The organism is Kribbella pittospori, assembly GCF_004331465.1.
Lineage (GTDB): Bacteria > Actinomycetota > Actinomycetes > Propionibacteriales > Kribbellaceae > Kribbella > Kribbella pittospori.
In genome coordinates this window covers 295,506-318,940 of the sequence record NZ_SJKB01000010.1, presented here as the reverse complement: position 1 = coordinate 318,940, position 23,435 = coordinate 295,506, and the positions used below count along the sequence as shown (strand labels likewise).

General features: G+C 68.4%; 27 protein-coding genes. 11 read left to right on the top strand and 16 right to left on the bottom strand.

Going from position 1 to position 23,435, the window contains the following annotated elements:
• On the bottom strand, positions 1 to 558 hold the full coding sequence (locus E0H73_RS30370; RefSeq protein ID WP_131362020.1) for a TetR/AcrR family transcriptional regulator: 558 nt from the start codon (positions 556 to 558) through the stop codon (positions 1 to 3).
• A 90-nt stretch (positions 559 to 648) separates the two neighbouring features.
• Between E0H73_RS30370 and E0H73_RS30365 the strand changes: the two genes are divergently transcribed.
• Complete coding sequence (locus E0H73_RS30365; protein ID WP_131362019.1) at positions 649 to 1,023, top strand: nuclear transport factor 2 family protein; 375 nt, start codon at positions 649 to 651, stop codon at positions 1,021 to 1,023.
• A gap of 17 nt (positions 1,024 to 1,040) precedes the next feature.
• On the opposite strand, the gene E0H73_RS30360 is transcribed toward E0H73_RS30365, so the two are convergent.
• Positions 1,041 to 2,057 carry a ScyD/ScyE family protein gene (locus E0H73_RS30360; protein WP_131362018.1) on the bottom strand — a complete coding sequence of 339 codons (1,017 nt, stop codon included), beginning with the start codon at positions 2,055 to 2,057 and terminating at the stop codon, positions 1,041 to 1,043.
• Between the two features lie 203 nt (positions 2,058 to 2,260).
• On the opposite strand from E0H73_RS30360, the gene E0H73_RS30355 reads away from it, so the two are divergent.
• A complete protein-coding gene (locus E0H73_RS30355; protein ID WP_131362017.1) occupies positions 2,261 to 2,731 on the top strand; it encodes a nuclear transport factor 2 family protein in 471 nt (156 codons plus the stop codon).
• On the opposite strand, the gene E0H73_RS30350 is transcribed toward E0H73_RS30355, so the two are convergent.
• Genes E0H73_RS30350 through E0H73_RS30330 form a run of 5 tightly spaced genes read right to left on the bottom strand, consistent with a single transcriptional unit; the run spans position 2,646 to position 6,382 of the window.
• Positions 2,646 to 3,284 carry a hypothetical protein gene (locus E0H73_RS30350; RefSeq protein ID WP_131362016.1) on the bottom strand — a complete coding sequence of 213 codons (639 nt, stop codon included), beginning with the start codon at positions 3,282 to 3,284 and terminating at the stop codon, positions 2,646 to 2,648. The two genes, E0H73_RS30355 and E0H73_RS30350, sit on opposite strands and share 86 nt — an antisense overlap.
• Positions 3,281 to 4,156, bottom strand: coding sequence for a hypothetical protein (locus E0H73_RS30345; protein ID WP_131362015.1), 876 nt, complete (start codon positions 4,154 to 4,156; stop codon positions 3,281 to 3,283). Before E0H73_RS30345 ends, E0H73_RS30350 begins: the two co-directional genes overlap by 4 nt.
• Entirely contained in the window at positions 4,153 to 5,022 is an 870-nt protein-coding gene (locus tag E0H73_RS30340) for an ATP-binding cassette domain-containing protein (protein WP_131362014.1), read from the bottom strand. Before E0H73_RS30340 ends, E0H73_RS30345 begins: the two co-directional genes overlap by 4 nt.
• Positions 5,019 to 5,834 (bottom strand): zf-HC2 domain-containing protein, encoded by an 816-nt coding sequence (locus E0H73_RS30335; protein ID WP_131362013.1) that lies wholly within the window; start codon positions 5,832 to 5,834, stop codon positions 5,019 to 5,021. The genes E0H73_RS30340 and E0H73_RS30335 overlap by 4 nt, the downstream gene beginning before the upstream one ends.
• The gene (locus tag E0H73_RS30330) at positions 5,831 to 6,382 is read right to left on the bottom strand and encodes an RNA polymerase sigma factor (RefSeq protein WP_131362012.1); all 552 of its coding nucleotides are present in this window, start codon (positions 6,380 to 6,382) and stop codon (positions 5,831 to 5,833) included. Before E0H73_RS30330 ends, E0H73_RS30335 begins: the two co-directional genes overlap by 4 nt.
• A gap of 124 nt (positions 6,383 to 6,506) precedes the next feature.
• On the opposite strand from E0H73_RS30330, the gene E0H73_RS30325 reads away from it, so the two are divergent.
• On the top strand, positions 6,507 to 6,944 hold the full coding sequence (locus E0H73_RS30325; RefSeq protein WP_131362011.1) for an SRPBCC family protein: 438 nt from the start codon (positions 6,507 to 6,509) through the stop codon (positions 6,942 to 6,944).
• Positions 6,945 to 6,947: 3 nt separating this feature from the next.
• On the opposite strand, the gene E0H73_RS30320 is transcribed toward E0H73_RS30325, so the two are convergent.
• Positions 6,948 to 8,048, bottom strand: coding sequence for a winged helix-turn-helix domain-containing protein (locus tag E0H73_RS30320; protein ID WP_238164377.1), 1,101 nt, complete (start codon positions 8,046 to 8,048; stop codon positions 6,948 to 6,950).
• Positions 8,049 to 8,194: 146 nt separating this feature from the next.
• A complete protein-coding gene (locus tag E0H73_RS30315) occupies positions 8,195 to 8,938 on the bottom strand; it encodes a class I SAM-dependent methyltransferase (protein WP_131362009.1) in 744 nt (247 codons plus the stop codon).
• A 96-nt stretch (positions 8,939 to 9,034) separates the two neighbouring features.
• Here E0H73_RS30315 and E0H73_RS30310 point away from each other — a divergent pair, with 96 nt between their 5' ends.
• A complete protein-coding gene (locus tag E0H73_RS30310; protein ID WP_131362008.1) occupies positions 9,035 to 9,952 on the top strand; it encodes a LysR family transcriptional regulator in 918 nt (305 codons plus the stop codon).
• Here the strand turns inward: E0H73_RS30310 and E0H73_RS30305 are convergent.
• The gene (locus E0H73_RS30305; protein ID WP_131362007.1) at positions 9,932 to 10,846 is read right to left on the bottom strand and encodes a LysR family transcriptional regulator; all 915 of its coding nucleotides are present in this window, start codon (positions 10,844 to 10,846) and stop codon (positions 9,932 to 9,934) included. The genes E0H73_RS30310 and E0H73_RS30305 overlap by 21 nt on opposite strands.
• A 130-nt stretch (positions 10,847 to 10,976) precedes the next feature.
• Between E0H73_RS30305 and E0H73_RS30300 the strand changes: the two genes are divergently transcribed.
• Positions 10,977 to 11,726, top strand: coding sequence for an SDR family NAD(P)-dependent oxidoreductase (locus E0H73_RS30300; protein WP_131362006.1), 750 nt, complete (start codon positions 10,977 to 10,979; stop codon positions 11,724 to 11,726).
• A gap of 45 nt (positions 11,727 to 11,771) precedes the next feature.
• Here E0H73_RS30300 and E0H73_RS30295 read toward each other — a convergent pair whose 3' ends face one another.
• The 4 genes from E0H73_RS30295 to E0H73_RS30280 form a co-directional block, all read right to left on the bottom strand.
• Positions 11,772 to 14,234 carry a X2-like carbohydrate binding domain-containing protein gene (locus E0H73_RS30295; protein ID WP_238164376.1) on the bottom strand — a complete coding sequence of 821 codons (2,463 nt, stop codon included), beginning with the start codon at positions 14,232 to 14,234 and terminating at the stop codon, positions 11,772 to 11,774.
• 115 nt (positions 14,235 to 14,349) lie between these two features.
• The gene (locus tag E0H73_RS30290) at positions 14,350 to 15,375 is read right to left on the bottom strand and encodes an NADPH:quinone reductase (RefSeq protein WP_131362005.1); all 1,026 of its coding nucleotides are present in this window, start codon (positions 15,373 to 15,375) and stop codon (positions 14,350 to 14,352) included.
• Positions 15,376 to 15,410: 35 nt separating this feature from the next.
• Positions 15,411 to 15,596: a hypothetical protein gene (locus E0H73_RS30285; protein ID WP_165555865.1), complete on the bottom strand. Its 186-nt coding sequence runs from the start codon at positions 15,594 to 15,596 to the stop codon at positions 15,411 to 15,413.
• A gap of 111 nt (positions 15,597 to 15,707) precedes the next feature.
• Positions 15,708 to 16,436 carry a helix-turn-helix domain-containing protein gene (locus E0H73_RS30280; RefSeq protein WP_131362003.1) on the bottom strand — a complete coding sequence of 243 codons (729 nt, stop codon included), beginning with the start codon at positions 16,434 to 16,436 and terminating at the stop codon, positions 15,708 to 15,710.
• A gap of 95 nt (positions 16,437 to 16,531) precedes the next feature.
• Between E0H73_RS30280 and E0H73_RS30275 the strand changes: the two genes are divergently transcribed.
• Positions 16,532 to 17,230, top strand: a complete 699-nt coding sequence (locus tag E0H73_RS30275) for a hypothetical protein (RefSeq protein WP_131362002.1) — start codon at positions 16,532 to 16,534, stop codon at positions 17,228 to 17,230.
• A 36-nt stretch (positions 17,231 to 17,266) separates the two neighbouring features.
• Here the strand turns inward: E0H73_RS30275 and E0H73_RS30270 are convergent, their stop codons facing one another.
• Both E0H73_RS30270 and E0H73_RS30265 read right to left on the bottom strand, forming a co-directional pair.
• Positions 17,267 to 18,367 carry a winged helix DNA-binding domain-containing protein gene (locus E0H73_RS30270; protein WP_202867627.1) on the bottom strand — a complete coding sequence of 367 codons (1,101 nt, stop codon included), beginning with the start codon at positions 18,365 to 18,367 and terminating at the stop codon, positions 17,267 to 17,269.
• A gap of 24 nt (positions 18,368 to 18,391) precedes the next feature.
• Positions 18,392 to 18,910, bottom strand: a complete 519-nt coding sequence (locus E0H73_RS30265) for a COG4315 family predicted lipoprotein (RefSeq protein ID WP_131362001.1) — start codon at positions 18,908 to 18,910, stop codon at positions 18,392 to 18,394.
• Positions 18,911 to 19,123: 213 nt separating this feature from the next.
• Between E0H73_RS30265 and E0H73_RS30260 the strand changes: the two genes are divergently transcribed.
• The 5 genes from E0H73_RS30260 to E0H73_RS30240 all read left to right on the top strand — a co-directional run bounded on the left by E0H73_RS30260 (position 19,124) and on the right by E0H73_RS30240 (position 23,267).
• A complete protein-coding gene (locus tag E0H73_RS30260; RefSeq protein WP_165555880.1) occupies positions 19,124 to 19,987 on the top strand; it encodes a serine/threonine-protein kinase in 864 nt (287 codons plus the stop codon).
• A gap of 24 nt (positions 19,988 to 20,011) precedes the next feature.
• On the top strand, positions 20,012 to 20,665 hold the full coding sequence (locus E0H73_RS30255) for a response regulator (RefSeq protein WP_131361999.1): 654 nt from the start codon (positions 20,012 to 20,014) through the stop codon (positions 20,663 to 20,665).
• 149 nt (positions 20,666 to 20,814) lie between these two features.
• The gene (locus E0H73_RS30250; protein ID WP_131361998.1) at positions 20,815 to 21,426 is read left to right on the top strand and encodes a signal peptidase II; all 612 of its coding nucleotides are present in this window, start codon (positions 20,815 to 20,817) and stop codon (positions 21,424 to 21,426) included.
• 12 nt (positions 21,427 to 21,438) lie between these two features.
• Entirely contained in the window at positions 21,439 to 21,819 is a 381-nt protein-coding gene (locus tag E0H73_RS30245; protein ID WP_131361997.1) for a response regulator, read from the top strand.
• Between the two features lie 44 nt (positions 21,820 to 21,863).
• The gene (locus tag E0H73_RS30240; protein WP_131361996.1) at positions 21,864 to 23,267 is read left to right on the top strand and encodes a sensor histidine kinase; all 1,404 of its coding nucleotides are present in this window, start codon (positions 21,864 to 21,866) and stop codon (positions 23,265 to 23,267) included.
• Positions 23,268 to 23,435 lie beyond the last annotated feature (168 nt).

Below are 23,435 nucleotides of genomic sequence, written 5' to 3'. Positions count from 1 at the left end.
TCAGTCGAGAACAACGACGGCGAGGTCGCGCGCGGCGCGACCGAGATGGCGACCGTCCTGGGTGGCCCCCACCACCAAGGTCCCCTCGATCAGCAGATGTAGTTGCTCTGCAGCGCGTTCGGGGTCGGCATGACCCATGGCCTCGAGTTCCCGCACGAGGAGTGCGTGCAGGCTCCGCCGGAACGCAGCGGTCTCCGCATGGGCCGGATGAGCGGGGTCCGCGAACGAAAGGTCGGTCGCGAAGTACCGGCAGCCTCGGAAGTCCGGGGTCGCGACGAGTTCGTCGAGCCGATCGAAGAGCCCGAGCAGCCGGGCTCGCGGTTCGGTGGCGCCGGCCAACGCGTTCTCGTACCAGGCAAGATCCTCCGCGGACGCGCGCTGGAGCACCGCCGCGATCAAGCCGTCCTTGTCGCCGAAATGTTCGTAGAGCGACCTGCGGGCGACGTTCGCCTCCTTGAGCAGCGCATCCACTCCGACCGAGGCGCCTTGTGAGTAGAAGAGGTGCTGCCCTGCCGCGAGAAGTCGTTCCCGGGGTCCTGGGGAGGTCCTGGGAGTCATGAGCCGATCCTGATCCTGTCCTTGACGATAGACCATTCAGTCTACTACAGTCAGAAGTAGACCGACTGTTCTACTTTCCAGGAGGACGAGATGACCGACACCGCTGACACCATCGACCGCTTCAACACTGCCTTCCGGCTCCGCGACAAGGACGCGATGGCCGCCCTCGTCCATGACGACTGCGTGATGGTCGCGGCCCAGCCCGCTCCCGATGGCGCGTCGTTCATCGGGAAGGAGGCGTGCGTGACGTTCTGGGGCGAGCTGATGGACGACGAATCGACCACTTTCGAAGTCCAGCACGTGTTCTCGTCCGGGGACTGGGCGGCAGTGCGGTGGCGCTACCGCTTCGGTCCCACCGACGCCGAGTCCGTTCTGGGCGTGAACGTGACGCGGGTGAGCGACGGCCGCGTCATCGAGCAGCTCGGATACACCAAGACGCCCGGTGGGCTCCCACTGCCGGAGTGAGAGCCCACGGGGGACGACTACAGGTTGCTGACCTTGTAGACGACGCCGTTGATGGCTACGACGTACGCCGTGTTGCCGACGAACTCCATCGCTGTCGGGCGGTCCAGGACCAGCTCTCGTCCGCGACCGTCGGTGACCGGCGCCAGCGTTCCGTTGTGTTTGACAACAACCAGCCGGCCGGTGTTGGGCAGGGCCGGCGAGCCCTCGCCAACGCCGTCCCATTGACCTTGCGACAGCGCGAACAACTTGCCGCCCGGCCCCCGCTCGACGTCGATCAGCATGCTCGCTCCGGCGGCGACGACGCGTGGATCCGCGCCGCGACGCAACTCGAGAACCCTTCCGGTCGCCGGGACATGCGGGTTCGGTCCGAGCTGGGTGATGAAGACGTGGCCCTTGGTCACCTCGAGCCCGGTCGGGACCTGGTTGCCGAACGTGGCGATCTGCTTGATGGAGCCGTGCCTGGTCACTGACAGCACCCGGTTGTGGTGCCCGTCGGTGACCAGGAACCGGCCGTGGTAGATCTCCATGGCGTACTGCACACCGGTGTCGATGAAGAACGCCGGCACCGGTGGATTGTCGACCGACCACTGGCCGATGTCAGCGACGAGAGTGAAGCTGCCGTTGCGGTTGAGGCGATAGATGCCGTTCTTGTCGGCACTGTTGCCGAACGGCTGGCCGAAGGCCTTGCCGCTGACCAGAGTGACCAGCACATACGCAGTACGGCCGACGAAGGCGATGTCGACCGGACCACCGATGGCGTCGGGCAACGCCTTCCGCGGCAATCCGGTGGCATACGTGGTCACGTGACCGTTTCGCCGGTTGATCCGCTTCACACTTCCGGCGTCCCCATCGGTGACGTACACAGCTCCGTCCGGGCCGATCGTGCTCCCGGTGACGAAGCCTCCGCTGCCGAAGGTCGCGAGTCGGGTCACGCTCGGCCCCCGCCGGTCGTGCGCACTCGCAGTGGGTGCGATCACCCCCGCTGCGAGAACGAAAGCTGCGATGGACAGGGCAATACGACGCGTGGCAGACATGGGTTCCCCCCTCGTCACGCTCCACGAACAACAGCGGCCCCGCACAGCGGTGGCCTGGTCTGACAGCCCCACCGCCCCTGGGCGGGAACCATCGTGAACCCCCTCTCGCCACCCTCCACCCGCACCCGCAACCCGTCAAGGGAACAGGTCTCCGCAGGATCTTGGATACTGTCCTCGACGGGGCCCCCGACCGAGGAGTGCAGATGAACACCCGACCACCACTGCCGCCGTTCACCGAGGAGACCGCGATCCAGAAGGTCCGGGCCGCCGAGAACGCCTGGAACCTGCGCAATCCCGAGGCCGTGTCGCTCGCCTACACCACCGACACGCGGTGGCGTAACCGGGACGTCTTCGTCAACGGACGTGATGAAGTGGTCAGGTTCCTGACGCAGAAGTGGCAGCGCGAGCTCGACTACCGCCTGATCAAGGAACTCTGGGCGTACACCGGTCACCGGATCGCGGTGCGCTTCGTGTACGAGTGCCACAACGCGGACGGGCAGTGGTTCCGCAGTCACGGCAACGAGAACTGGGAGTTCGACGAGTTCGGTCTGATGCGCGTACGCCGGGCCAGCATCAACGACCAGTCCATCAACGAGTCCGACCGGCTCTTCCACTGGGACGCTCCGGGGCCTCGCCCCGACGACCACCCCGGGCTGACCGAGCTGGGACTGTAGCGCCGATCAGCACCAGCACAGGCAGCGAGGACCAGAGCACCCGGCTGGTCGACCAGTCATCGCCTGCTGTGTAAGGAAAGATCGGTACGACGTCCGCGGACGGCCGGGCCAGGGCGATACAGGTCGCGATCCCGACGATCGCGGCCGACACCGCTCGGGCCGGGGCGTCGGAGCCGCGGGAACGCTGCCAGGTAAGGAATCCGGCCGCGGCAACCACCAGCGCGATCCCCTGCCAGGCCACATCCGTCGCATGACCGAAGTACCCGGTCCGCGTCTCTCGTACGGCGATCAGCCACAGGAGCACGACCGCGAGCGCGCCGGCCGAACGGGCCGTCGTACGCCAGAACAGACCGCGCGGCAGGGTGTCGACCAGCGCCGCGGCCGGCTCCGGGTAGCACCAGACAACTGTTGCCGCGAGCAACCCAACGGCGATCCCCTGCAACGGCCACAACGTGTAAGGCCAGCGCTCCACCAGCAGGAGCAGCCCGATCATCAGGCCCGCACCGGTCCCCAGGAGTCCCCAGGGAACGGCGCGGGCGGCGTACCGGATCATTGCCCTGACGGCAACGGGTTGATCATGACTTCCTGCACTCCGGTGGTGATCGCGAGTCCGGCGGTCACCACCGCCACTGCCACCATCACACCGAGGACCACGAAGAGCGGGCCGCGCGGGCGCTCGCGATCGTGCAGCAGCGCGAGTACGACGCCGAGCGCGCACAGCACCAGCAGGTACACGCAGTACCAGTACGGCGACCCGGTCAGGATCATGATCCGCATGTCGTCGCCGGGAATGCCGTACGGACCGGTGAAATAGGTCCACGGAGCAACCAACCGGATATAGCGCAGCGGCTCGAACAGACCCTGCATGATGATCGTTTCGGCGACGAGCAGTACGGCGAGCAGCGGTGCGGCACCGCGACGCGGCAACCATCGCCCGATCACCAACCCGATGACCGGTCCGCCGATGGACGGGATCAGACCGAGCGCGACCAGGTTCGCCACGGCCCACCCGTCGCTGATGCCGCCGAACGGTGCACCATTGGGCGGCGGCGGCCAGTGCTGGTACGCCCAGATCGCCCAACCCAGCCAGCACAGCCCGGCCGCGAACGGCACGATCAACGCACAGACGAGGCCTAGCGTGCGGGTCCGCTCGCTGACCACGACCGCACCGGCGGCCGAGGCGATCTGGTCCGAGGTCCGGGTCAGCGAGGCCATCACAAGGAGTCCGATCACGCCGAATCCAGCGGCCGGCGCGATCACGTTGCCGAGAGAGGAGATGTCCCCGTCCGGCTTGCCGATCGAACTCAGCACGACGAGTGCGGCACCGACCAGGAACAGCGGATGCACGGCGTACCGAGCAATCTCCTTGCGGGCGACCTGGCCGAGCATCGACGACGGTCCGGCGACAACCACAGCGCTACTCATCGCGGCTCTCCGATCAGGTTCTCGCTCCGAACGAGCAGGTACGCGTCCTCGACCGCGGGCTCGGCCGGACGGCTGCCGGCCGCGGGCATGCCACCGAGCGAACGGATCTCGCCGGTCCCGGTGCGCCAGGACGACAGAGCGCCGGCGTTCACCTCGGATCCGATCCAGACCTGCCCGTCGGCCAGCCCGATCAGCGACGACACGGATCCGTCGAACCGGATCCGCCCGTCGTCGAGGATGATCACCCGGTCGCACAACGCCGACACGTCCTCGGTCTGATGTGTCGCGAGCAGTACGGCGCCCCGATCGGCGTACGACGAGAGGATGCCGCGCAGCGAGGCCCGTTGCTCCGGATCAAGACCCGTCGTCGGCTCATCGAGCACAACCAGGTCCGGGTCGCCCATCAACGCCTGGGCGAGTGCGAGTCGTCGCCGTTGGCCACCCGACAGCGCCGAGACCCGCTTGGTCCGCCGGTCCTCCAGCCCGACCAGGCCGAGGACACGGTTGACCTCGCGGTGCCTGGCGTCGGTGTCCTTCCATTCCTTGAGTACGGCGATGTAGTCGAGGAAGGCGAAGCTGGTCATCCGGCGCGGGATGCCGACTTCCTGCGGTAGGTAGCTGAGCCGGCGACGGGCCGCCGTACGGTCGGCCGATCCGTCGGTCACCACGTGATCGCTGACGACGATGCGGCCGGAGGTCGGCGGCATCGCGGTGGCCAGCAGCCGGAGCATGGTCGACTTGCCTGCGCCGTTCGGGCCGAGCAGCCCGATCACGCCACGGTCGAAGCCGAGGTCGGTGCGGTGCAGTACTTCGGTACCGCCGTACGACTTGGTGACGCCGTCGAGGACGGCGATCTGGGGACTCATGCGTAGCCTCCTGGTGCGTGGTGTGTAGTGAGCCGGATGGCGAGAGCGGCCAGCGCCAGGAGGGCTGCGACAGCGAAGGCCAGTTGAGCGAAGGGGGTGTCGACCGCACTGAGCTGATCCGCGGACCGCAGGATTCCGACCACCGTCAGCCAGAGGACGGCGACGACCCAGGCCGTGACGGATGCGGTCCACCACGTCAGCAGAGTGAGCGCGAGCAGGGTGAGCGTCAGCGACGGCAACAACCAGGCGAACGCGTCCGCGCCGACGAACGGAAGGGCGAGTCCCGCGAGCAGTACGACGGGGAGCGCGACTGCAACGACGGTCGCCGTTCGCAGCAAGGCGATGCGCAACTTGCTGAACGGTGTCGCCGCGGTGAGTTCACGGATCGGGTCGGTGGCGTCGTACGCCGCCGCGACAGTGATTGCCGGTAGCAACGGTGCGAACAGCAGGTAGAGGGCGCGTTGCTCGGTGGCCGGCATCATGGTCCCGCCGACACCGATCACGAACGCCCCGACGAGCGACAACAGCCACGGTCGGTAGAGCGAGCTGGACGCGCGGAGGATCACTGCATCGGTCTCGGCGAGGCCCAGCTTCCGCAGTAGCCGGAGCGGCCACGGCATCCGTGGTCGAGCGGTCGCGATCTGCACACCTTGCCAGATGTCTGTCAGCAGATCCTGCGGAGCCTTGGCCGACGTCAGGTCACGGCAGTCGGCGCAGGCGAGCAGGTGTGTCTCGACTGCGGACTGGCGAGCGAGGTCGAGGTCGCCGTCGCTGTAGCGGTCCAGCAGTTCAGGACCGAGGTGCCAGGTCATGAGGTCCTCCCGGGCATCAACTGGTCCCGCAGCCGGCTCTTGGCGACGCGCAGCCGGCTCTTTACGGTCCCCTGGGGTATGCCGAGCAGCACGGCCGCCTCCTTCGTGGTCAGCCCGTCGATCACGGTCGCCTGCAGGGTCGCGCGGAGTTCGGGCGGGAGGGTCCGCAGTGCGCGGCCGACGTCGCCGTACTCGACTCCGCGGAGCAACTCGTCCTCGGCACTGTTGACGACCGGTACGGCGGCGCCGACGACGTCATCGCCGAGCGGATCCGCGGCGGGGTGACCGCGCAGCGCGGAGATGAGCCGCCGGATCGAGATCCCCCAGAGCCAGGCCGCCACGTCGCCCTCGCCGCGGAACCGGCCGGCCGACTGCCAGACCGCGACGAACGTGTCCTGCAATGCACCGGCCACGAGATCCTGGCTGCCGCAGCGCCGGTTCAGGCGCAGCAGCAACCAGCCGGCGTGCCGTTCGTAGAGCTGCCGCAGCGCCGCCTCGTCACCCGCGGCGATGTTCCGCAGGAGCTCGGCATCCGACAGCGTGCTCATATCCTTACTGTCGCAGCGGAACCTCCCGCCGGATCGACCTGATTTTCCGTGCAGCCCCGGCGACTGTCCGTGGCAAAGCCTGGGCCGCAAATCACAACCCGGTACGCCGCGCGATGATTCAGACATGGGTGTCGACGTACTGACGGAGGTCGTGATCAACCGGCCGCTCGAGGAGGTTGCGGCGTACGTCGGGGATCCGGCGAACGCACCGGAGTGGTACGCGAACATCGAGTCCGTCGAGTGGCAGACCGCGCCACCCGTCGCGGTCGGGTCCCGGATGGACTTCGTGGCTCACTTCCTTGGCCGGCGCCTCGCGTATACCTACGAGGTGGTGGAACTGGTGCCGGACGAGCGCCTGGTGATGCGCACCGCCCAGGGACCGTTCCCGATGGAGACCAGTTACGAGTGGACGGCGGCTGGCGAGGGCACCACGCGGATGAGCCTCCGCAATCGCGGCGAACCTTCCGGGTTCGCGGGTGTCGCGGCTCCGCTCATGTCCGCCGCCATGCGACGCGCCAACCAGAAGGACCTCAAGCGCCTCAAGCATCTCCTCGAGGTGTGATCGTCACAGGTGCGGGGCGAGGTTGCCTCGGGGTGTGACGGTGGTCTTCTCCAGGTCGAGCCAGGTGGCGAGGGTGTTGAGCTCGGTGCTCAGGTCGGCCGCGATCGTCCTGGGCCTGACGGAGGGTTCGGCGTACGCGCCGAGGACTTGCAGGATGCCTTGGTTGCGGTCGGCTGACAGGTCCACTCGGGCGACCAGCCGTTCGCCCAACAGGAACGGGAGGACGAAGTAGCCGTACTCGCGCTTCGCGGGCTTCACGTACAGCTCGAAGCTGTGCCGGAAACCGAAGAGGCGCTCGACCCGGCTCCGCTCCCACAGCAGCGAATCGAACGGCGACAGCAGTGCCCGCGCCTCGACCGGACGCGTGTCAGCACCCGGATCCAAGTACGCCGGCTCATTCCAGCCTTGTACGACGGCCGGCCGCAGCTCACCGCCGTCGACCAACTCCCGCAGTCGCGCCCGGGTGACGACCGCCGGCAGCCGGTAGTAGTCGGCGACATCGCGGGCAGTTGCGACGCCGAGCGCCCGTACGGCGTGCTGGACCAGGAACCGCTGCGCCTCATCGGCAGGTGGAGTCGGCTGCGCGAGGATCTCCGCCGGGATGACCCGCTCGGTCAGGTCGTACAACCGCTCGAAGCCGCGCCGCCCGGACGCCGACAGCCGCCCGGCGTTGAACAAACCCTCGAGCACCGACTTGCCGTCCGAGAACCTCTCCCACAGCACGCTCGAAGCGGCGTATTTCGTGTCCGACCGATCGCGCCGCGCCGGATCGCTCAGCTCTCCGAACCTGATCGGCCCACGCTCAGCCACCTCCCGCTCGACCGCCGCGAGATAGCCGGGCCGTTCGCGCTCCACTCGTTCCTGGAACGCCAGCCAGTTCTTGTGCTCGGCGTTCGACGTCATCCGCCAGCGCAACGCCGGATGGAATTCGACGGGAATCAGCGACGCCGCATGACCCCAGTACTCAAAGGCCGCGCGATCCGGATCAAGCTGCTCATCCAGCAACCTGCGCGGATAAGGTCCGAGCCGCGAATACACCGTCAAATAGTGCGACCGCACCAGCACATTGACCGCATCCAGCTGAACCGCACCAAGCGAAGCCACCACCTTCCGGACCCGCCGCCGATCCACCCGCCCCGGCCTCGCCACTCCAAACCCCTGGGCCCGCAACCCAATCCGCCGAGCGTCACCCTCGGACAACTCCACCTGGTCTGGCACAGCCGCCAGTCTCCCGATCTTCCGGGGCCGCCTCAAGGGCGATGGGCAGTGATGATCCAGGCCCGGGAGTTGAACTGGACGCCGCCTGGGGTTTGGTGGGCGGCGAGGGTGGTGAGGAGGCGTTGGCGGGCTTGTTCCGCCTGGGTTGGGTTGAGGCCTGTGAGGAGGTCTTGGGTCATTTGCAGACTGCTTGCCGCTTCGTAGGCGGTCTCGGCGTCTTTGCCGTAGTAGACAGGTTCGCGCACGTCGGTGACTTCAATGTCGGTGAATCCTGCGGCGGTCAGGATGCGTTGCGCGGTCGCGGGGTCGGCGAGGGAGAACGCGCCAGCGGTGGCGGGATGGTCACCGCGGAAGGCGGCGTACCACTCCTGGTGTTTGCTGGCCTGCCAGACCAACTGCACGAACCGCGAGCCCGGGCGCAGTGTGCGGGCGATGTTGGTGAACGCGACCTCGGGGTCGGTGAAGAACATCGTGCCGAACCGGCTGATCCCTAATGAGAAACGTTGCGCTGGAAAGGCGTGGTCCTGGACGTCGGCCTGCTCGAAGGAGACGTTCTGAAGACCTTCCTGTTCGGCCAGGCGGCGAGCGGTCGCCACCATCTGGGCGGAGATGTCCACGCCGACCGCGGAGGCCGCCCGCTTGGAGGCGTCCCGGGTGGTCAGGCCGGTACCGCAGCCGACGTCGAGCACGTGATCATCAGGCCCAACATCCGCGACCGCCTGCAGCCGCAGGTGATAGCGACGGAGCTCGGCGTCGTAGTCGAACGGTTGATCCATGCGTACGACGCTAAGCCGCCCAGCTGCATGGTGAAAAGCGATAGTTCTCGATCGATGTCATCGCGAAGCCCGATCCACGCGGGTATCTTCAGGGTCATGGCCGAGGTTGAGTTGCGGCATCTGGCCACCATGGCGGCAGTCGCTGATGAGGGATCGTTCGGGCGTGCGGCGGTACGCCTCGGGTACACGCAATCGACGGTGAGCCAGCACATCGCATCGCTGGAGAAGGCCGTCGGCGGTTCGGTGTTCGATCGACCAGGCGGGCCGAAGCCGGTGCGGATCACGCCGCTCGGCACAGTCGTGCTGACCCACGGCCGGGACCTGTTGGAGCGGACCGAGGACCTGGCTGCCGCGGTCGACCGGTTCAAGGCCGGCGAAGGACGCATCGACATCGGCACCTTCCAGAGCGTCTCGAACGTGCTCCTGCCGCACGTCATCCGTCGCCTGCGCGAGGAGCACCCCCGCTGCGACATCCGGCTGATCGAGGACGAGTCCGATCCACCACCGGTCGGCGCGGTGGACCTGATGTTCCACGACCGCCGGGTGCCGGGCGAGATCGAACATCTCAAACTGCTCGACGATCCCTATGTCCTGGTGGCCCCGCGAGGCGCGTTCCCCGAAGGCCAGGTCCAAGTCACCAGTCTCGACCGCGCGCCGATGGTGGCGTGGCCATCCACCTGCGACCAGCGTGAGGTCGAGGCGATGTTCGCCCGCAACGACGTACGGCCGCAGATCGTGTTCCGTGCCGTCGGCAACGAAGCCGTACTGGCGATGGTCCGGTCCGGCCTGGGCTCCGCCGTACTCCCCTGGCTGGTCCTGACCGGCGCCGAGGTCGCCGACCCGGAACTCTCCATCCACGACCTGCACCCCGGCCCGTCACCTCGCGAGATCTACCTCCTCTGGCAGGCCGGCCGCACCCAGTCGCCCCTCACCCAACGAGCCATCGAGATCACAGTCGAAGTCGCAACCCAATGGAAGGCCCACGACCACGCATCAGCCACCGCCGTTCGGTAGCTGGAAGGCCGCAACCAGAGTGGCGAGGTCGCGTTGGCGGGAGGTCGCGGGCCAGATAGCCCAGGTACGGCGAACGATGGGATGGCCCGCGATCGGGTGCCAGTGAATGCCCTCGGGCAGGCTGGTCGCCCACCCCGGCGGGGCCAGCGTAAAGGATCGTCCGGCGCGTACGGCGGCAAACTTCACCTCGGCGGTGACCGGCGGATCGCCACCGGCTGCCGACGCCTGGTCGACGAGTCCGTGGGTCCTGAGGATCGCCGACACCTCGTCGTACCAAGGCGGTGCGTCCGAGCGCGGAAACGCCAGCCAATTCATCCCGGCCAGCCGATCCAGAGGCACACCGGAAGGCTCGGCGAGAGATTCCGAACGGCCGGCATCCAGCAGTACGCCGATCGGCTCGCGGACAACAAGCATCGCGTCGAACCGTCCACCCACAGGCCGATAGCGGACCAGAGCCAGATCGAGGTCTCCGTTCTCGAGCGCCGCCACCTGACCAGCGCTCGAGGCATGCCGGACCTCGACCTGAGTGGCCGGGTGCGCTGCCCGCAGCTCAGCCAGCGCCGACGGCAGTACGTCGAGCGGCAGCTCCAGTGGTACGCCGACACGGATGCTCCCGGCAACGACCGATCCGCTGTCGCCCAACGCCGTCAGCTCGGCCACCGCGTCGTCGTGGTCGGCCAGGATCGCGCGCGCCCGGCGTACCAATAGCTCCCCCGCCGCGGTGGGCGTCGTACCGCTGTGACTGCGGGTCAGAAGTTGTACGCCGAGCTGCCGTTCGAGCGACTGCACGACCTGGGACAACGCCGACTGGCTGAGGTGCAGGCGCCGCGCCGCCGCCGACACCCCACCCTCCTCGACGACGGCCACGAACGCCCGAAGCTCACGGATCTCCACAGACCGATTCTGTCATCAGCGGCACTGATGACCCCCTAGCGCCAGAGCCGATGGCACAACGGCATACGCCGTGACGGTCTCGTGGTTGAGCCCATCGATGCCAGTCCACACCACTCAAGGAGACATCGCTATGACTGCACAGCTCGACGGCTCGACTGCCCTCGTGACCGGGGGTAACAGCGGTATCGGGCGTGCCATCGCGCTCGACCTCGCCAGGCACGGCGCACACGTGATCGTGTCCGGCCGGGACGCCGCCCGCGCCGAGGAGGTCGTCGCCACAATCCGCGCGGCAGGCGGCAAGGCCGACTTCGTCGCCGCCGGCCTCAGCGACGAGGCCAGCGCGCGGGAGCTCGCTCGCCGCGCCACCGAAATTGGCGGCGGCCACGTCGACATCCTGGTCAACAACGCCGGCATCTACCCGTACGGGCCGACGGCTGAGACCACTCAGGACGTCTTCGAGAACGTCTACGACATCAACGTGAAGGCGCCGTACTTCCTGGTCGCCGCGCTGGCGCCGCGGATGGCCGAGCGGGGTAAGGGCGCGATCGTCAACATCGCGACGATGGTCGCGCATTACGGCGATCCCGGGTACGCGCTCTACGGTTCCAGCAAGGCCGCGCTGCTCCTGCTGACGAAGGCCTGGGCCGCCGAGTACGGCCCGTCCGGCGTCCGCGTGAACGCGGTCAGCCCTGGCCCGACCCGCACCGAGGGCACCTCCGGGTACGGCGATGCCCTCGACAAGCTCGCCGCCACGACTCCGCACGGCCGCCCCGGGCTGCCCGAGGAGATCGCGACCGCGGTGACGTTCCTGGTGAGCGACGACGCCCGCTACATCCATGGCGCCCAGCTCCCGGTCGACGGCGGCCGGATCGCCGTCTGATCCGATGCAACGGCGGCGCCAGGGTGGCGCCGCCGTTGCCTGCGGCTACTTTCCGGTGGTGTAGCGGATGACGTCGTTGCGCAGTACGTCGCCTGAGACCTTGACGATGCGCAGGGTGTGGTCGCCGTTCGTCAGACCCGTTTGGGTGATGGCCGGGCGGGCCGTGACGCGTGCATCGTTGGCGAGGTTCACCCGGCGTACGAGCTTGCCGTCGAGGTAGACGTCGGCGTCGCCCTGGTCCGGGCCGAGTGCGGTGAGCCACTCGACGCCGGTGCCGCGGAAGGCGAAGTCGATCGCCGCACCGTTCGCGGTGGCGTAGTGCACGTCGTCGTGGTGGTCGCCGCGGAACCTGAAGTCGAGCACCGTGCTGCCGACGGGCTGGGCCGCGAGGTACGTCTTGCTGATCGTCACGGCCGTCCCGTCGACGGTGTAGTCGGTTCCCTTGACGAGGTCCTTGCCGCCCTTCGCGATCCCGTCCAGTTCAGCCGGGTCGCGCCCGATCTGGACACTGACATCGGCCTGTGCGGACGGGTTCTTGTCGAACGCCGCCGTGTCCGGATTCAGCAGGCTCTCCTGCCGCACGTTCAGCTTGTCGAGCAGCATGAACTGGCCGGACTTCTTCACACCGCGGATCGTGTGAGTTCCGTTCGGCAGGTCCGAGATGCTGTACACGACCTGCTGCGCACCGCGGCCGTCGGCCGGGTCGCGATGAGTGTCGACCGTCGCCTTGAGCGCACCGTCGATGTAGATCTCGACATCGCCTTGCGACTCGTGCGTCTCGGTCACGTAGTCGACCCCGGTGCCGACGAAGCTGTACGTGAACGCGTCGCCGTTGGCCTCGGTGTACTGCACGTCGTCCTGATAGTCGCCGAGCCCGCGACCCGTGCTCCGGCTCCACGAACCCGTGTAGACAATCTCCGGGTTGTCGTTGTTGACCGAGATCGTCCGTACGCCGGCATTGGTCGATGTCCCGGCCTTCGCTGCCGAAGAATCGGTCACCGCGACCGTCAGCGGCTCGGAAACAGCCGGTACCTCGAAGTTGCCGTTGCGCTGCCAGGTTCCGTCGTACGACACGCGCAGATCGTCGTCGTTGACGCTGACCTTCGAGTTCTTCTGCGGCGTGACGGTCAACAGCCGGGTCCCGTGCGGCGGCACGGTCGCCGCGGTGTAGCCGGACGCGAACTGACCCAGATCCTTCTTCGCCCACAGGTCGCGAACCTTCGCGGAACCGTCCAGTCCGAGGTCCGCCCAGTTCACCGTCATGTTGGCCTCGGTGGTCCCGAGGTTGAACAGGGCAACGGTGTACGAGCCGTCCGCGTTGAGCGAGTACCACGTCTGCCGGTTGGTCTTGGTGGACACCGGCTGAGCCGGCCGCCCGGCCTGGTTGACCGCGATCACCTCGCGGTTGGTCAGCAGTTCGAGGCCGTACGAATCCAGCTTGGTCATGTCGTTGCCGATGTAGAACGGGGCCGCGGACACTGCCCACAGCGTCGCCGCCGTACGTCGCTCGTCCTTCGTCAGCCCGTCCATCGTGCCGTTGCCGACGTCCAGGGAGTCGAGGTCGTTCCAGCCACCCGGCCCGCCGTGGCGCCACCAGTCCGCGAGCTTGGGGAACAGTCGCGCGACGTTCTGCCACGTCGTGAGCGCCTCACCAGGGCAGTAGCACTCGACGTCCCAGTCGATCCGCCACCCGTTCGCGTACTGCTTCCAGTAGTCCGCGTAGTTGATGTCGAGAGCCCAGGAGAGCTCGAGCCAGATGCCGTGCTTGGCGAGAGCCTGCGACCAGGCCTTGACCTCGTCGCGGGCGTCCATGGACAGGTCGCTGACCCCTGAGCCCGGGGTCACGCTGTCGAACTTCAGGAAGTTGACGCCCCAGCTGGCGTAGAGATCGGCGATCGAGTTGATGTACGCCTGCGCGCACGGCTTCGCGACGTCGATCCGGTACCCGAAGCCCCAGTAGTCGCCCTTCTGCAGCGGTTGGACGGCGAGGTCTCCCGTCGTACAGCCAGGGGCGCCGTACACCGGAAGGTTGGCGTCGAGCATCGCCTTCGAGATGCCGGGGATGCCGTAGAGCCCGATCTTCTGGCCGTTCGCGTGGACGTGGTCGATCACCGCCTGCAGGCCGTCGGGGTACAACGTCTTGCTGGGCACCGGCCGGCCGTAGTCGTCGATGCCGCCGTTCCAGCCGGCGTCGATGTTGATGTACTCGTACCCGTACGGCTGCAGCTTCTGGTGCATCGCATCCGACTGCGCCTCGATCTGGTCGGCGGTGATCCAGCTACCGCCGGTCGGCGAGTACACCTGCATGCTGTAGCTGCTCCAGCCCATGTACGGCTTCCGCGCCTGCTCACCCGCCGGCGGGTACGTCGTACTCGCCGCCGCGGTGACCGTCTGCGGCGGAGCGGCACCTGCGGACGACGCAGCGGTCAGGCCGACCGGGAGGAGAGCGGCGACGGCGAGCGCCACGAGTGGTCCTCGGATCGCCTTGTTTCGAAGGAATCTGGTCATGAGCGGCTGACCTCTCTACGGGTTCCCCGACGAAGCGAATCGGATAGGATATCTGAACCCTGAGGCCTTTACTTACTTCTGTCAAGTATGTGGGGAGGAATCCTCCCGCCGTCGGTCAGGTCGCTGCGACGGTGATCAGGACCTTGCCGACCGCGTTGTTCTCGACGGCCGCGTGGGCGGCGGCGGTGTCCTCGAGTGGGTAGCGGTGCAGCGGGAGGCCGGCCTGCTCGCCGACCCGGTAGGCGTCGTCCTCGATGGCGTGGTTGATGTCTTCCGCGGCGGCCGTGATCCGGTCCCAGCCGAGCGTGTAGAGCAGGACGAACTGGTAGCGGGTGTTGAGGCCCATGTTCCGCCGTACGTCGAGCTCGAACGGCACACCGCCGTCGTTGGCGTAGATCGAGATCGTCCCGCGCGGACGGAGTACGGCGAGGTCGAGCTCGGCGTTCGCACCCGCGGCGACCTCGACGACGAGGTCGACACCATCGGGAGCGACCCTCCTGATCACGTCGGCCGCGTCGGACTTCGTGTAGTCGACGACGTGGTGAGCGCCGGCGGCCGTCGCGAGCGTTGCCTTCGACTCTCTGCTGACCGTCGAGATCACGGTCGCGCCGGCCCACCGGGCGAGCTGGATCGCGGCATTGCCCACCGCACCGGCTCCCCCGGCGACCAAGACGGTCCGGCCGGACAAAGCGCCCGGCCGGATCCGCCCCGCACCGCCGTCGCCGACCGTCAACGCGCGGTGTGCCGTGATGGCAGGAATGCCTGTACTGGCGCCGAGCTCGAAGTCCGCGTTCGCCGGCAAGGGGAAGACGCGGCCGGCGGGCACGACAGTGAACTCCTGGGCGGTGCCGCTGGCCGGCCGGCCGTCGCCGGCCAGAGTGACCCAGACACGGTCACCCACGGCCAGACCGTCCACACCAGCGCCGACCGCGTCGATCACCCCGGCGCCGTCGTGGTTGGGCACGGTCGCCTCCTCCGGTCCACCGCCGTAGGAGCCGGTCCGCGACTTCCAGTCCGTCGGATTGACCCCCGACACCATCACCCGGATCCGCACCTCACCATCGCCCGGCTCGGCGACCGGCCTCTCCCCGAGCTCGAGAACAGAAGGATCTCCGGAACGCGCGTACGTGATAGCTCTCATGCCTTGCATCCTCCTCCCCTACGCCAGGAGCAGCCCTACAGGTGTACGTCGGGGAGCGAGATATCTGCTGCTTTGGCGGCCTGGTCCAGCAGGCCCATCCGTTCGATCACGGTCCGGGCGGCGCCGCGCAGGTCGACCGCTTGTCCACCTGGCCGCAGGCTGGGCGCGCGCTCAACCACGGTGACGGCGTACCCGTAGCTGGCGACGGCTCCCGCAGGCACCCCCGGCTGGTTGTGCAGCCCGCGGGACGCCGTCGCAACCACCCTGCGGTGGCCGAGGGGGCGCGGCGCTGATCTGGCGTCAACTCGCCACCTGCTCCGCACGGCCGGGGTTCAGAGCCAGCCGCGGCGAATCGCCTCCGCGCCGGCCTGGAAGCGGCTGTGCACGCCGAGGACCTTGAGCAACTCTGCGACCCGGCGACTGTAGGTGCGCGGTGAGAGACCGAGCCGGGGCGCCGCGACCTCGTCGGGGGCACCCGAAGCCAGCGCCGGCAGGATGATGGCGAGGTGCGGTGGAGGCAGGTCCCGATCGATGCCCTCCGGGTCGAGTCCGGCGTTCCACAGATGCTGGTGGACTGCCACGAGTGCGCCGACGACACTCGGGTCCTGCACGATCTGGAACCCGTCCGCCAGCACCGTCGAGTTCAACGGCAGCAGGACCGTGTGCCGATCGATGATCGAAACCTTGAGCGGCACCGCGTCCACCACCCGCGCCTCGCCGCCGGATCGGTAGACGATCGCCCCGAGCTGCTGGTCGGCGAGCAAACCTGCTCGCGAAGTGACCTGACGCACTCTGGCACCGCGGCCGAGTGCCGCGCGGAGAGTCGCCGGACCGCGCCGCTGGATCGGATCCGGTACGTCGTGGGCCAGCAGGTAGCTGGTGTCGTCGAAGCTGAGGATCTCCCGGCGCGCCTGCGCCCGCAGCTTCGTGATGGTGTCCCAGAGCGACGCCTGCGACCCACGCACGGTGTGCGCCGGTGCGGTCGCCCCCAGCCGGACCCGGCGCCTACCCTGCTCCAGGGCATGCGTCATCTGCTCGACCGGCTCGGGCCTCCGTGTCATCCGTCCATTCTGGCCTCGACGGAGGGTCCTGCTCCCCGGTGGCGAGTTCCTGCCACCGTGCGAGTGATCACTGAGGTCGAGCAGATGCTGGCGCCATGCCTCAGCCGATCTCAGCGCCGAGTCCGGACCAGGTGACTGATCTGGTGACCCCTGTCGTCGTTCGGGTCGCGGTCACGATCGGCCTGCTCCCCGCGGAGCCCACTCCGATGGGCCAACTGGCGATCGGCTTGGGGATCGACGACTCGGTCCTGCGGCGACTGGTGCGATTCCTCGCCGTACGCGGAATTCTCGCTGTGGACGCGAACGGCGTGGTGTCGTCGACCGACCTCGGCCGGCGCATCTCGGACCGGACGGGATCGTACGCGGCCCGGTTGGACTGGAGTGGCGCGGCCGGTCGGATGGACAGGTCCTTCGTGGACGACTGTCTGGCGCCAGTACTGGGCCGACGGCGCAGACCGGATCCTTGGGCAGTCTTCGACGACGATCCTGTGCTGTCGGGCTCGTTCGACACGTTGATGACCGCCCGGGCCGCGGAGTGGGCGGACGAGCTAGTCGACGATCCGCTGTGGGGGCGGCTGGGCAGCATTGCGGATCTGGGCGGTGGACGGGGCCACCCTCCTCTACCGCCTCCTGCGAGCTTGGCCGCACCTGAACGGCGTACTCGTCGAACGCCCCGGTCCGGCTCGAGCCGCCCAGGCTGTTCGTGCTCTTCGGCGGAGGCGAACGCACGCACGACGACCTGCAAGCGCTGGCCGCGTCGGTCGGCTTGTCGCTGGAAGAACGCCGGCGCCTGACCTCAGGCCGGTCCCTCCTTGTCTTCGCCCGGGCCCCTAGTCCGTTGCAAAGGTGATCGGTGTGACTTCGTTACCGATCAGGGTGAGGAGCCGAGCGCCTTCGAGCTCGATCGCCTCCCGCTCATCCGTGGTCAGTGGCCGGTGGGGTGTGATCCGCAGACTCGGCTCCTTGCCGTGATGGTGACGCCAGTCGGCCTGGTAGTCGCCGTCGAGGAGGAGCGTGCCCATCGCCGCGCCGTTGCCGGGTGGCAGCGGGATCGTCCGCCCGGACGGATTGACCCGCCGGCGATCCGCGTGCGAGAGCAGCAGGTTGTCGTACTCCGGCAGGAATCGCACCGGCGCAGGCGTCTCCGGATCAGGCAGTGACCCATCCGGTACGTCGTACAGCTCCCGCCCCTCGTCATCGGCGTACACCCGCAGCTCGAGCCGATCCGCGACCTCCCGCAGCTTGGTCAGCCCGGACCACGTCTGTACGTCGGCCACGCTCGCGGGACCGAACGCCGCCAGATACCGCAGTACGAGCGAGTCGATCGGGCGATCAGCCACCGGTGACCGTCCGAGCCAGCTCTCCATCGTCTGCAGGGCAGCAGGACCGTTCTCGCCCCAGAGCCCGCGAGGGGTGACGTGGACCGTGCCGGCCAGGTAGCTCACGGCGTAAGCCATCGCCGTGGCGTCCCAGTCCGGCCAGCGCTCACCGAGCACTTCGCGCAGACGGCTGCGGGTGTACGGCTCTTGGCTCAGCAGCTCAGTGCCGTAGGCAACGACCGCGTCGATGTCGGCGCCGGCCAGTTGCTTGCCGAAGGCACCCCTCAGCCCTCGGTCCGCGACCGGATGCAGGAGCTGCCACAACGACAGGCAGTCCTCGGCGGTGACGAGATGAATCGTTGCTCGCATCAACGAAGAACGCACGAACCGGCGCGATCTCAGCAGCTCGGACAGCTCCTCCGGGTCGAAGCCCTCGAGCCTCGACCACAGCGCGACGTACGGCGCCAGCGGTGCCTGAGCCTGGAGCCCCACCAACCGCTCGATCAGCTCGGTCGCCGATCCGCTCCCCCGGTCCAGCAACTGCTGACGCTGGAGCAACGCCCGATTCAAGGCACGACGGCTGAGCACCGTACGCGGCACCGTTGCACTCATCGCCCCAGCGTACGGAAGAACGACTCAGTAGCCGAGGTTGCCGCCAGACGAGGACGCCTGGGTGGTGATCTTCTGGCCGCTCGTCGAGTCCACCCACCAGGTGCCGTCGACGCCCTGGCCGTTCACGTCGCCGGCCTTGGAGTCGTTGGCGAAGTGGTAGAGCGGCCATCCGGCCAGCGTGACCTGCTTGGTGCCGTCGGTCCGCGCCACCGTGCCCACCAGCGACGGGTCGACCCCGCTCACCTGCGGCTTGCCGGTACCTGCGAGGAACGGCGGCCAGAGCGCGGCGCAGCCGGTGTAGCAGTTGGACTTGGACGGCTTGGCGGTGTCCAGGTCGTACACGTACAGCGTGCGGCCGGTGCCGTCGACAACGATCTTGCCAAAGTTCCCGGCGGTGGCCGTGGACACCTTCGCCGGAGCGTTGGACGCCGACGCGGCGGGCGTGCTCTGCGGCGCGGGCGCCGAGCTCGAACCATTGCCGCAGGCTGCCAGGGTGGACAGCCCGAGCACAGCTGTGCCGGCGAAGAGGGCAATGCGCTTCATTTCAGGTTTCTCCTTGCGCTGTTGATCATTCGACACCCTCACACGGCCGGATCGAACGGACGGGTTCAGAGCGCGGAGCAGGTCTGCGGCTGGCACCCAGCTCGCCTTCCTGCTAGCCGGTAGATGGGATGCCCGCAGGCCCTGACGACTCGGACGGCGGTTTCCCAGCAGGCTGGAACGGTCGGAACACCGCCAGATCCGAAGGGTCAGCCCATGAACGCCGTCGCGGACCTCGCCGAAGTCGTCACGGAGCCTGTGACCGCACCGTCGGGACGGCTGGTCGCCGGGCGGTACCGACTTCGGTCACTGCTGGGACGCGGGGCGATGGGACGGGTCTGGCTGGCCGAGGACGAGCTGTTGTGCCGCCCGGTCGCTCTCAAGCAGCACCTGGCGAACGACACCGGTTCGGTGGGAGAGGCCAGGGCGGCGCGAGCCCGGTCGCTCAACGAGGCGCGGACCGCTGCCCGGGTGACTCACGACGGCGTGGTCAGGATCCTCGACCTCGTCCGCGAAGGCAGCCTCCCCTGGATCGTGATGGAGCCGCTGTCCGGGCAGACGCTGGCCCAGGTGATCGCGACCGACGGACCCCTGTCGATCGACCGGGTGATCCGCCTCGCCCTGCGGCTGCTCGACGTACTGCGGAGTGTCCACGCGGCCGGCATCGTCCACCGCGACGTCAAACCGGGCAACGTGCAACTGTGTGCCGACGGCCGGGTGGTGCTGACCGACTTCGGCGTCGCCTGCATGCACGACGAGGACTTCGACTGGCCGCACGGTGTGGTCGCCGGCAGTCCGGCGTTCATGTCCCCGGAGCAACTCCGAGGCGACGAGCCCGCGCCCCCGTCCGACCTGTTCTCACTCGGCGCGACGCTGTACGCCGCCGTCGAGGGCAGGACGCCGTTCGACCAGGGCGGCCTGTGGGCGACGCTGACCGCGGTCGCCGAGAACCCACCCGGCCCCTGGCTGCGGGCAGGTCGGGTGCGCCCCGTCATTGCCGGACTGCTGGCCAAGGACCCCGCCGCACGTCTCACCATCGGCGCTGCCCGGACTGCCCTCCTCGACCTCGCGCTAACCTGAGTCCAGGCGGCGTAGGGAGTCGAGATGAGCCGGACCCGAGTGGCGATCGCGGATGACGACGTCCTGCTCCGGGAAGGGCTCGCGAGCCTGCTGGAGCGCTCGGGATTCGAGGTCGTCGGCCAGGCCGGCAACGGCCCGGGACTGCTGGCGCTCGTCCGGCAACACCTCCCGGACCTGGTGATCATCGACATCCGAATGCCACCCGGCCACTCGACCGAGGGTCTGGACGTGGCGCAGGCGATCCGGCAGGAGCGTCCTCAGACCGCCATCCTGCTGCTCTCCGCGCATGTCGAGGTCGAGCACGCGATGCAGATCCTCGGCAGTGGACAAGGAGTCGGCTACCTCCTCAAGAGCCGTGTCACGGACGTGGACGAGTTCGTCGAGACGCTGGAACGGGTTGCGCGGGGCGGCTCCGTGGTGGACCCGGCGCTGGTGAAGGAACTCGTGGACTCTCGCCACCGGCAGGATCCGCTCGCGGTCCTCACCGAACGCGAACGCGAAGTGCTGGCGCTGGTGGCCGAGGGTCGATCGAACGCCGGCGTCGCCCGGCAACTGTGGGTCACCGAAGGCACCGTGGAGAAGCACGTCCGCAGCATCCTCACGAAGCTCCAGCTGCCCGAGGCCGACGACGACCATCGTCGCGTCCTGGCGGTCCTCACCTACCTCGAGGGCCGCTGACCCCTGACAGTGCCCGGCGCAAGATTGCAGGCAGCCGGTAGGTGGGTTGGCCGCTGGCGCTGAGGTCCGATCCTCGCTCGCCCGGAAGGGTTGAAGTACGGCCAGAACGCGCGTGCCAGCGCGGACGCCGTCCACCCCCGAGGAGCGTCATGTCGAACGTCCGCCTGGCCACCACGACGACCGCGGCCGCCGAAGCCGGACAGCGGTTCCGTGTTCTCGTCCTGCTGGCACTGGTCGTCCTGTTCGACCAGACGACCAAGCGGTGGGCCTGGCAGCACGTCGACGGCTCGATCATCAACCGTGGCAGCGACTGGCTCGCCGGCCCGCGGATCGGCGACTGGTACGCCGACCCGTCCACGGGCGCGCTATTGGACCTCGCCGGTCTCGGTTTGCTGATCACGGCGTACGTCGTGCTGGTACGGCGCCGGCGCCCGACCATGATCCTCGTCTCCGCGGCGCTGGTGATCGGCGGCTGGGGCAGCAACCAGCTCGATCGGGTCGGTCTGCACTCCTGGACCGCCCCGGGCAGCGTCCGCGGCGCCATCGACTTCATTGCTGTCAGCCACTACCGCTACAACCTCGCGGACATCGTCATCACCGTCGCGACACTCGTCCTCGGAGCCTCGCTAAGCTACCGATCCGGTACCGCAATCTACCGTCGCCTCCGGATGCGCCGGGAGATGTCGGTCCAGCCACGGACCGTGACCGGATCGATGTCCAGAGGTGCAGCTAGCCGGAATGCCACCGGTCTACTTCGCTGAAATGGTGGAACCATGGTTCGCTGCATCATCGTCGACGACAGCGCGCGCTTCCTCGAGGCCGCGCGGGCGGTGCTGGAGTACGACGGAATCCAGGTGGTGGGGACCGCCTCGACCAGCGCGGAGGCACTCGCCCTGGTGGCGCGGCTGCAGCCCGACGTGACGCTGGTCGACATCGACCTCGGCGCCGAGAGCGGACTGCGCCTGGCCGCCCGGTTGGCGGCCCAGGCCAACGGGTCGCCGGGACCGATGATCATGATCTCCGCGCACTCCGAGGAGGACTACGCTGACCTGATCGAGGCGAGCCCGGCGATCGGGTTCCTGTCGAAGACGGCATTGTCCGGTGCCGCCGTCCGCGAGAGGCTCGGCGAAGTCGGAGGGCCCTCGGGACGGTGAGCAGCGCGAGGCCCCGGGAGCGCGGCGACCAACCGGAGGGGCGGATGAGGGGTCTCGGCCTGAGCGTCCGGATCATCACCGCCAGCGTCCTGCTCGCCGTGATCATCGCCGCCGCGTTCGCCGTACTGCTCTCCTCGGTGACCGAACTGCGCAGCCTGGAGCGGCGGGCGCAGCAGTCCGAGGACGTGCTGGTCGCCGCCAACCGGCTGGAGCGGCTGATCGTCGAGATCGAGGACGGCCAGCGAGGGTTCCTGCTGACCGGATCCGAGCAGTTCCTGCAGCCGTGGGTTGAGGGCCGCGCGCAGTTCGCGCAGCAGGCCGCCGCCCTGGAGAACCTTGTCGCCGACAACCCCGAACAGCACGTTCGGGCCGAGGCCCTCACCCGAGCCGGGACGTCGTACCTGAACGACTACTCCGTGCCGCTCGTCGCCGCTGCCCGGCGGGACCGGGCGTCGATCGACGTCCTGCCGGCGACAACAGAGGGCAGACAACGGGTCGACGCGATGCGGGCGCAGTTCGATCAACTGCTGGACGCCGAGAAGCAGCTGGCGATGACGCGCCAGGACAGCGCCCGCGCCGCGGCCGGCCGCGCGATGTTCGCCGCAGCCGCCGGCCTGACCGGATCGGTCCTGCTTGTCGCGCTGTTCATCTGGTATCTGAACCGCAGAATCCTTAATCCGGTACGCCGTACCGCCGCCATGGCCGAGCGACTCGCGGCCGGGGATCTCAGCGCCAGAGTGTCTGAAGACGGTGTCGGCGAGATGGGCGTGCTGCAGCGGACCTTCAACGCCATGGCCGCGGCCGTGCAGCAGGCACAGCGGGACCTCGCCGGTTCGCGTGCCCGCATCGTCGCGGCTGCCGATCGCGCCCGTCAGCGGATCGAACGCGACCTGCACGACGGGACGCAGCAGCGCCTGGTGGCGCTGGCGCTCCAGCTTCGCGCGGGCGAGGCGGCGGTGCCGCCCGACCACCCGGAAGTCCGCGCCCAGCTCGCCAACGCCGCCCGCGAGCTGACCAATGCGACTGACGAACTGCGGGAGCTGTCCCGGGGAATCCATCCGGCGATCCTGACCGAAGGCGGCCTCGGACCGGCCCTCAAGGCGCTCGCTCGCCGCAGCCCCGTGCCGTCCGAGCTCACGGTGGACATCCCGGCCAGGCTCCCCGAGCCGATCGAGGTCTGCGCGTACTACGTGGCGTCGGAAGCGCTGGCCAACACGGTCAAACACGCCAATGGGTCGGCGGTGTGGATCGATGCTCGGGTCAACGAGGGTCGCCTGCACCTGTCGGTCCGCGACGACGGCACCGGTGGTGCGGTGCCTGATCAGGGAACTGGGCTGATCGGGCTGGCCGACCGGGTCGAGGCACTAGGTGGCACGATCTCGGTGGACAGCCCGGTCGGTGTGGGTACCACGCTGCTGGTGGACCTTCCGCTCGAATCCGGCACCTAGGGCACATCTCTCAATTCCCTGCAGTAGCGAGCAGGTGCTCGGCGGAGTGCAGCGCAAGGCGGAGGGCGAGGCTCGGAGTGGGGTTCTCCGTGCCTCGTCCTCCAACGCCGCGATGTGCCCGCCGAGTGCCGCGCAGCACGCAGGGAATTGAGAGATGTGCCCTCGAGC

Bases quoted from the DNA above. Each gene is read 5' to 3' on its own strand.
- E0H73_RS30340 (WP_131362014.1), bottom strand. From the start codon at position 5,022: ATGAGTCCCCAGATCGCCGTCCTCGACGGCGTCACCAAGTCGTACGGC.
- E0H73_RS30355 (WP_131362017.1), top strand. From the start codon at position 2,261: ATGAACACCCGACCACCACTGCCGCCGTTCACCGAGGAGACCGCGATC.
- E0H73_RS30350 (WP_131362016.1), bottom strand. From the start codon at position 3,284: ATGATCCGGTACGCCGCCCGCGCCGTTCCCTGGGGACTCCTGGGGACC.
- E0H73_RS30275 (WP_131362002.1), top strand. From the start codon at position 16,532: ATGCCTCAGCCGATCTCAGCGCCGAGTCCGGACCAGGTGACTGATCTG.
- E0H73_RS30280 (WP_131362003.1), bottom strand. From the start codon at position 16,436: ATGACACGGAGGCCCGAGCCGGTCGAGCAGATGACGCATGCCCTGGAG.
- E0H73_RS30365 (WP_131362019.1), top strand. From the start codon at position 649: ATGACCGACACCGCTGACACCATCGACCGCTTCAACACTGCCTTCCGG.
- E0H73_RS30255 (WP_131361999.1), top strand. From the start codon at position 20,012: ATGAGCCGGACCCGAGTGGCGATCGCGGATGACGACGTCCTGCTCCGG.
- E0H73_RS30330 (WP_131362012.1), bottom strand. From the start codon at position 6,382: ATGAGCACGCTGTCGGATGCCGAGCTCCTGCGGAACATCGCCGCGGGT.
- E0H73_RS30325 (WP_131362011.1), top strand. From the start codon at position 6,507: ATGGGTGTCGACGTACTGACGGAGGTCGTGATCAACCGGCCGCTCGAG.
- E0H73_RS30245 (WP_131361997.1), top strand. From the start codon at position 21,439: ATGGTTCGCTGCATCATCGTCGACGACAGCGCGCGCTTCCTCGAGGCC.
- E0H73_RS30295 (WP_238164376.1), bottom strand. From the start codon at position 14,234: ATGACCAGATTCCTTCGAAACAAGGCGATCCGAGGACCACTCGTGGCG.
- E0H73_RS30240 (WP_131361996.1), top strand. From the start codon at position 21,864: ATGAGGGGTCTCGGCCTGAGCGTCCGGATCATCACCGCCAGCGTCCTG.
- E0H73_RS30260 (WP_165555880.1), top strand. From the start codon at position 19,124: ATGAACGCCGTCGCGGACCTCGCCGAAGTCGTCACGGAGCCTGTGACC.
- E0H73_RS30345 (WP_131362015.1), bottom strand. From the start codon at position 4,156: ATGAGTAGCGCTGTGGTTGTCGCCGGACCGTCGTCGATGCTCGGCCAG.
- E0H73_RS30310 (WP_131362008.1), top strand. From the start codon at position 9,035: ATGGCCGAGGTTGAGTTGCGGCATCTGGCCACCATGGCGGCAGTCGCT.
- E0H73_RS30250 (WP_131361998.1), top strand. From the start codon at position 20,815: ATGTCGAACGTCCGCCTGGCCACCACGACGACCGCGGCCGCCGAAGCC.
- E0H73_RS30335 (WP_131362013.1), bottom strand. From the start codon at position 5,834: ATGACCTGGCACCTCGGTCCTGAACTGCTGGACCGCTACAGCGACGGC.
- E0H73_RS30290 (WP_131362005.1), bottom strand. From the start codon at position 15,375: ATGAGAGCTATCACGTACGCGCGTTCCGGAGATCCTTCTGTTCTCGAG.
- E0H73_RS30360 (WP_131362018.1), bottom strand. From the start codon at position 2,057: ATGTCTGCCACGCGTCGTATTGCCCTGTCCATCGCAGCTTTCGTTCTC.
- E0H73_RS30370 (WP_131362020.1), bottom strand. From the start codon at position 558: ATGACTCCCAGGACCTCCCCAGGACCCCGGGAACGACTTCTCGCGGCA.
- E0H73_RS30270 (WP_202867627.1), bottom strand. From the start codon at position 18,367: ATGAGTGCAACGGTGCCGCGTACGGTGCTCAGCCGTCGTGCCTTGAAT.
- E0H73_RS30315 (WP_131362009.1), bottom strand. From the start codon at position 8,938: ATGGATCAACCGTTCGACTACGACGCCGAGCTCCGTCGCTATCACCTG.
- E0H73_RS30300 (WP_131362006.1), top strand. From the start codon at position 10,977: ATGACTGCACAGCTCGACGGCTCGACTGCCCTCGTGACCGGGGGTAAC.
- E0H73_RS30265 (WP_131362001.1), bottom strand. From the start codon at position 18,910: ATGAAGCGCATTGCCCTCTTCGCCGGCACAGCTGTGCTCGGGCTGTCC.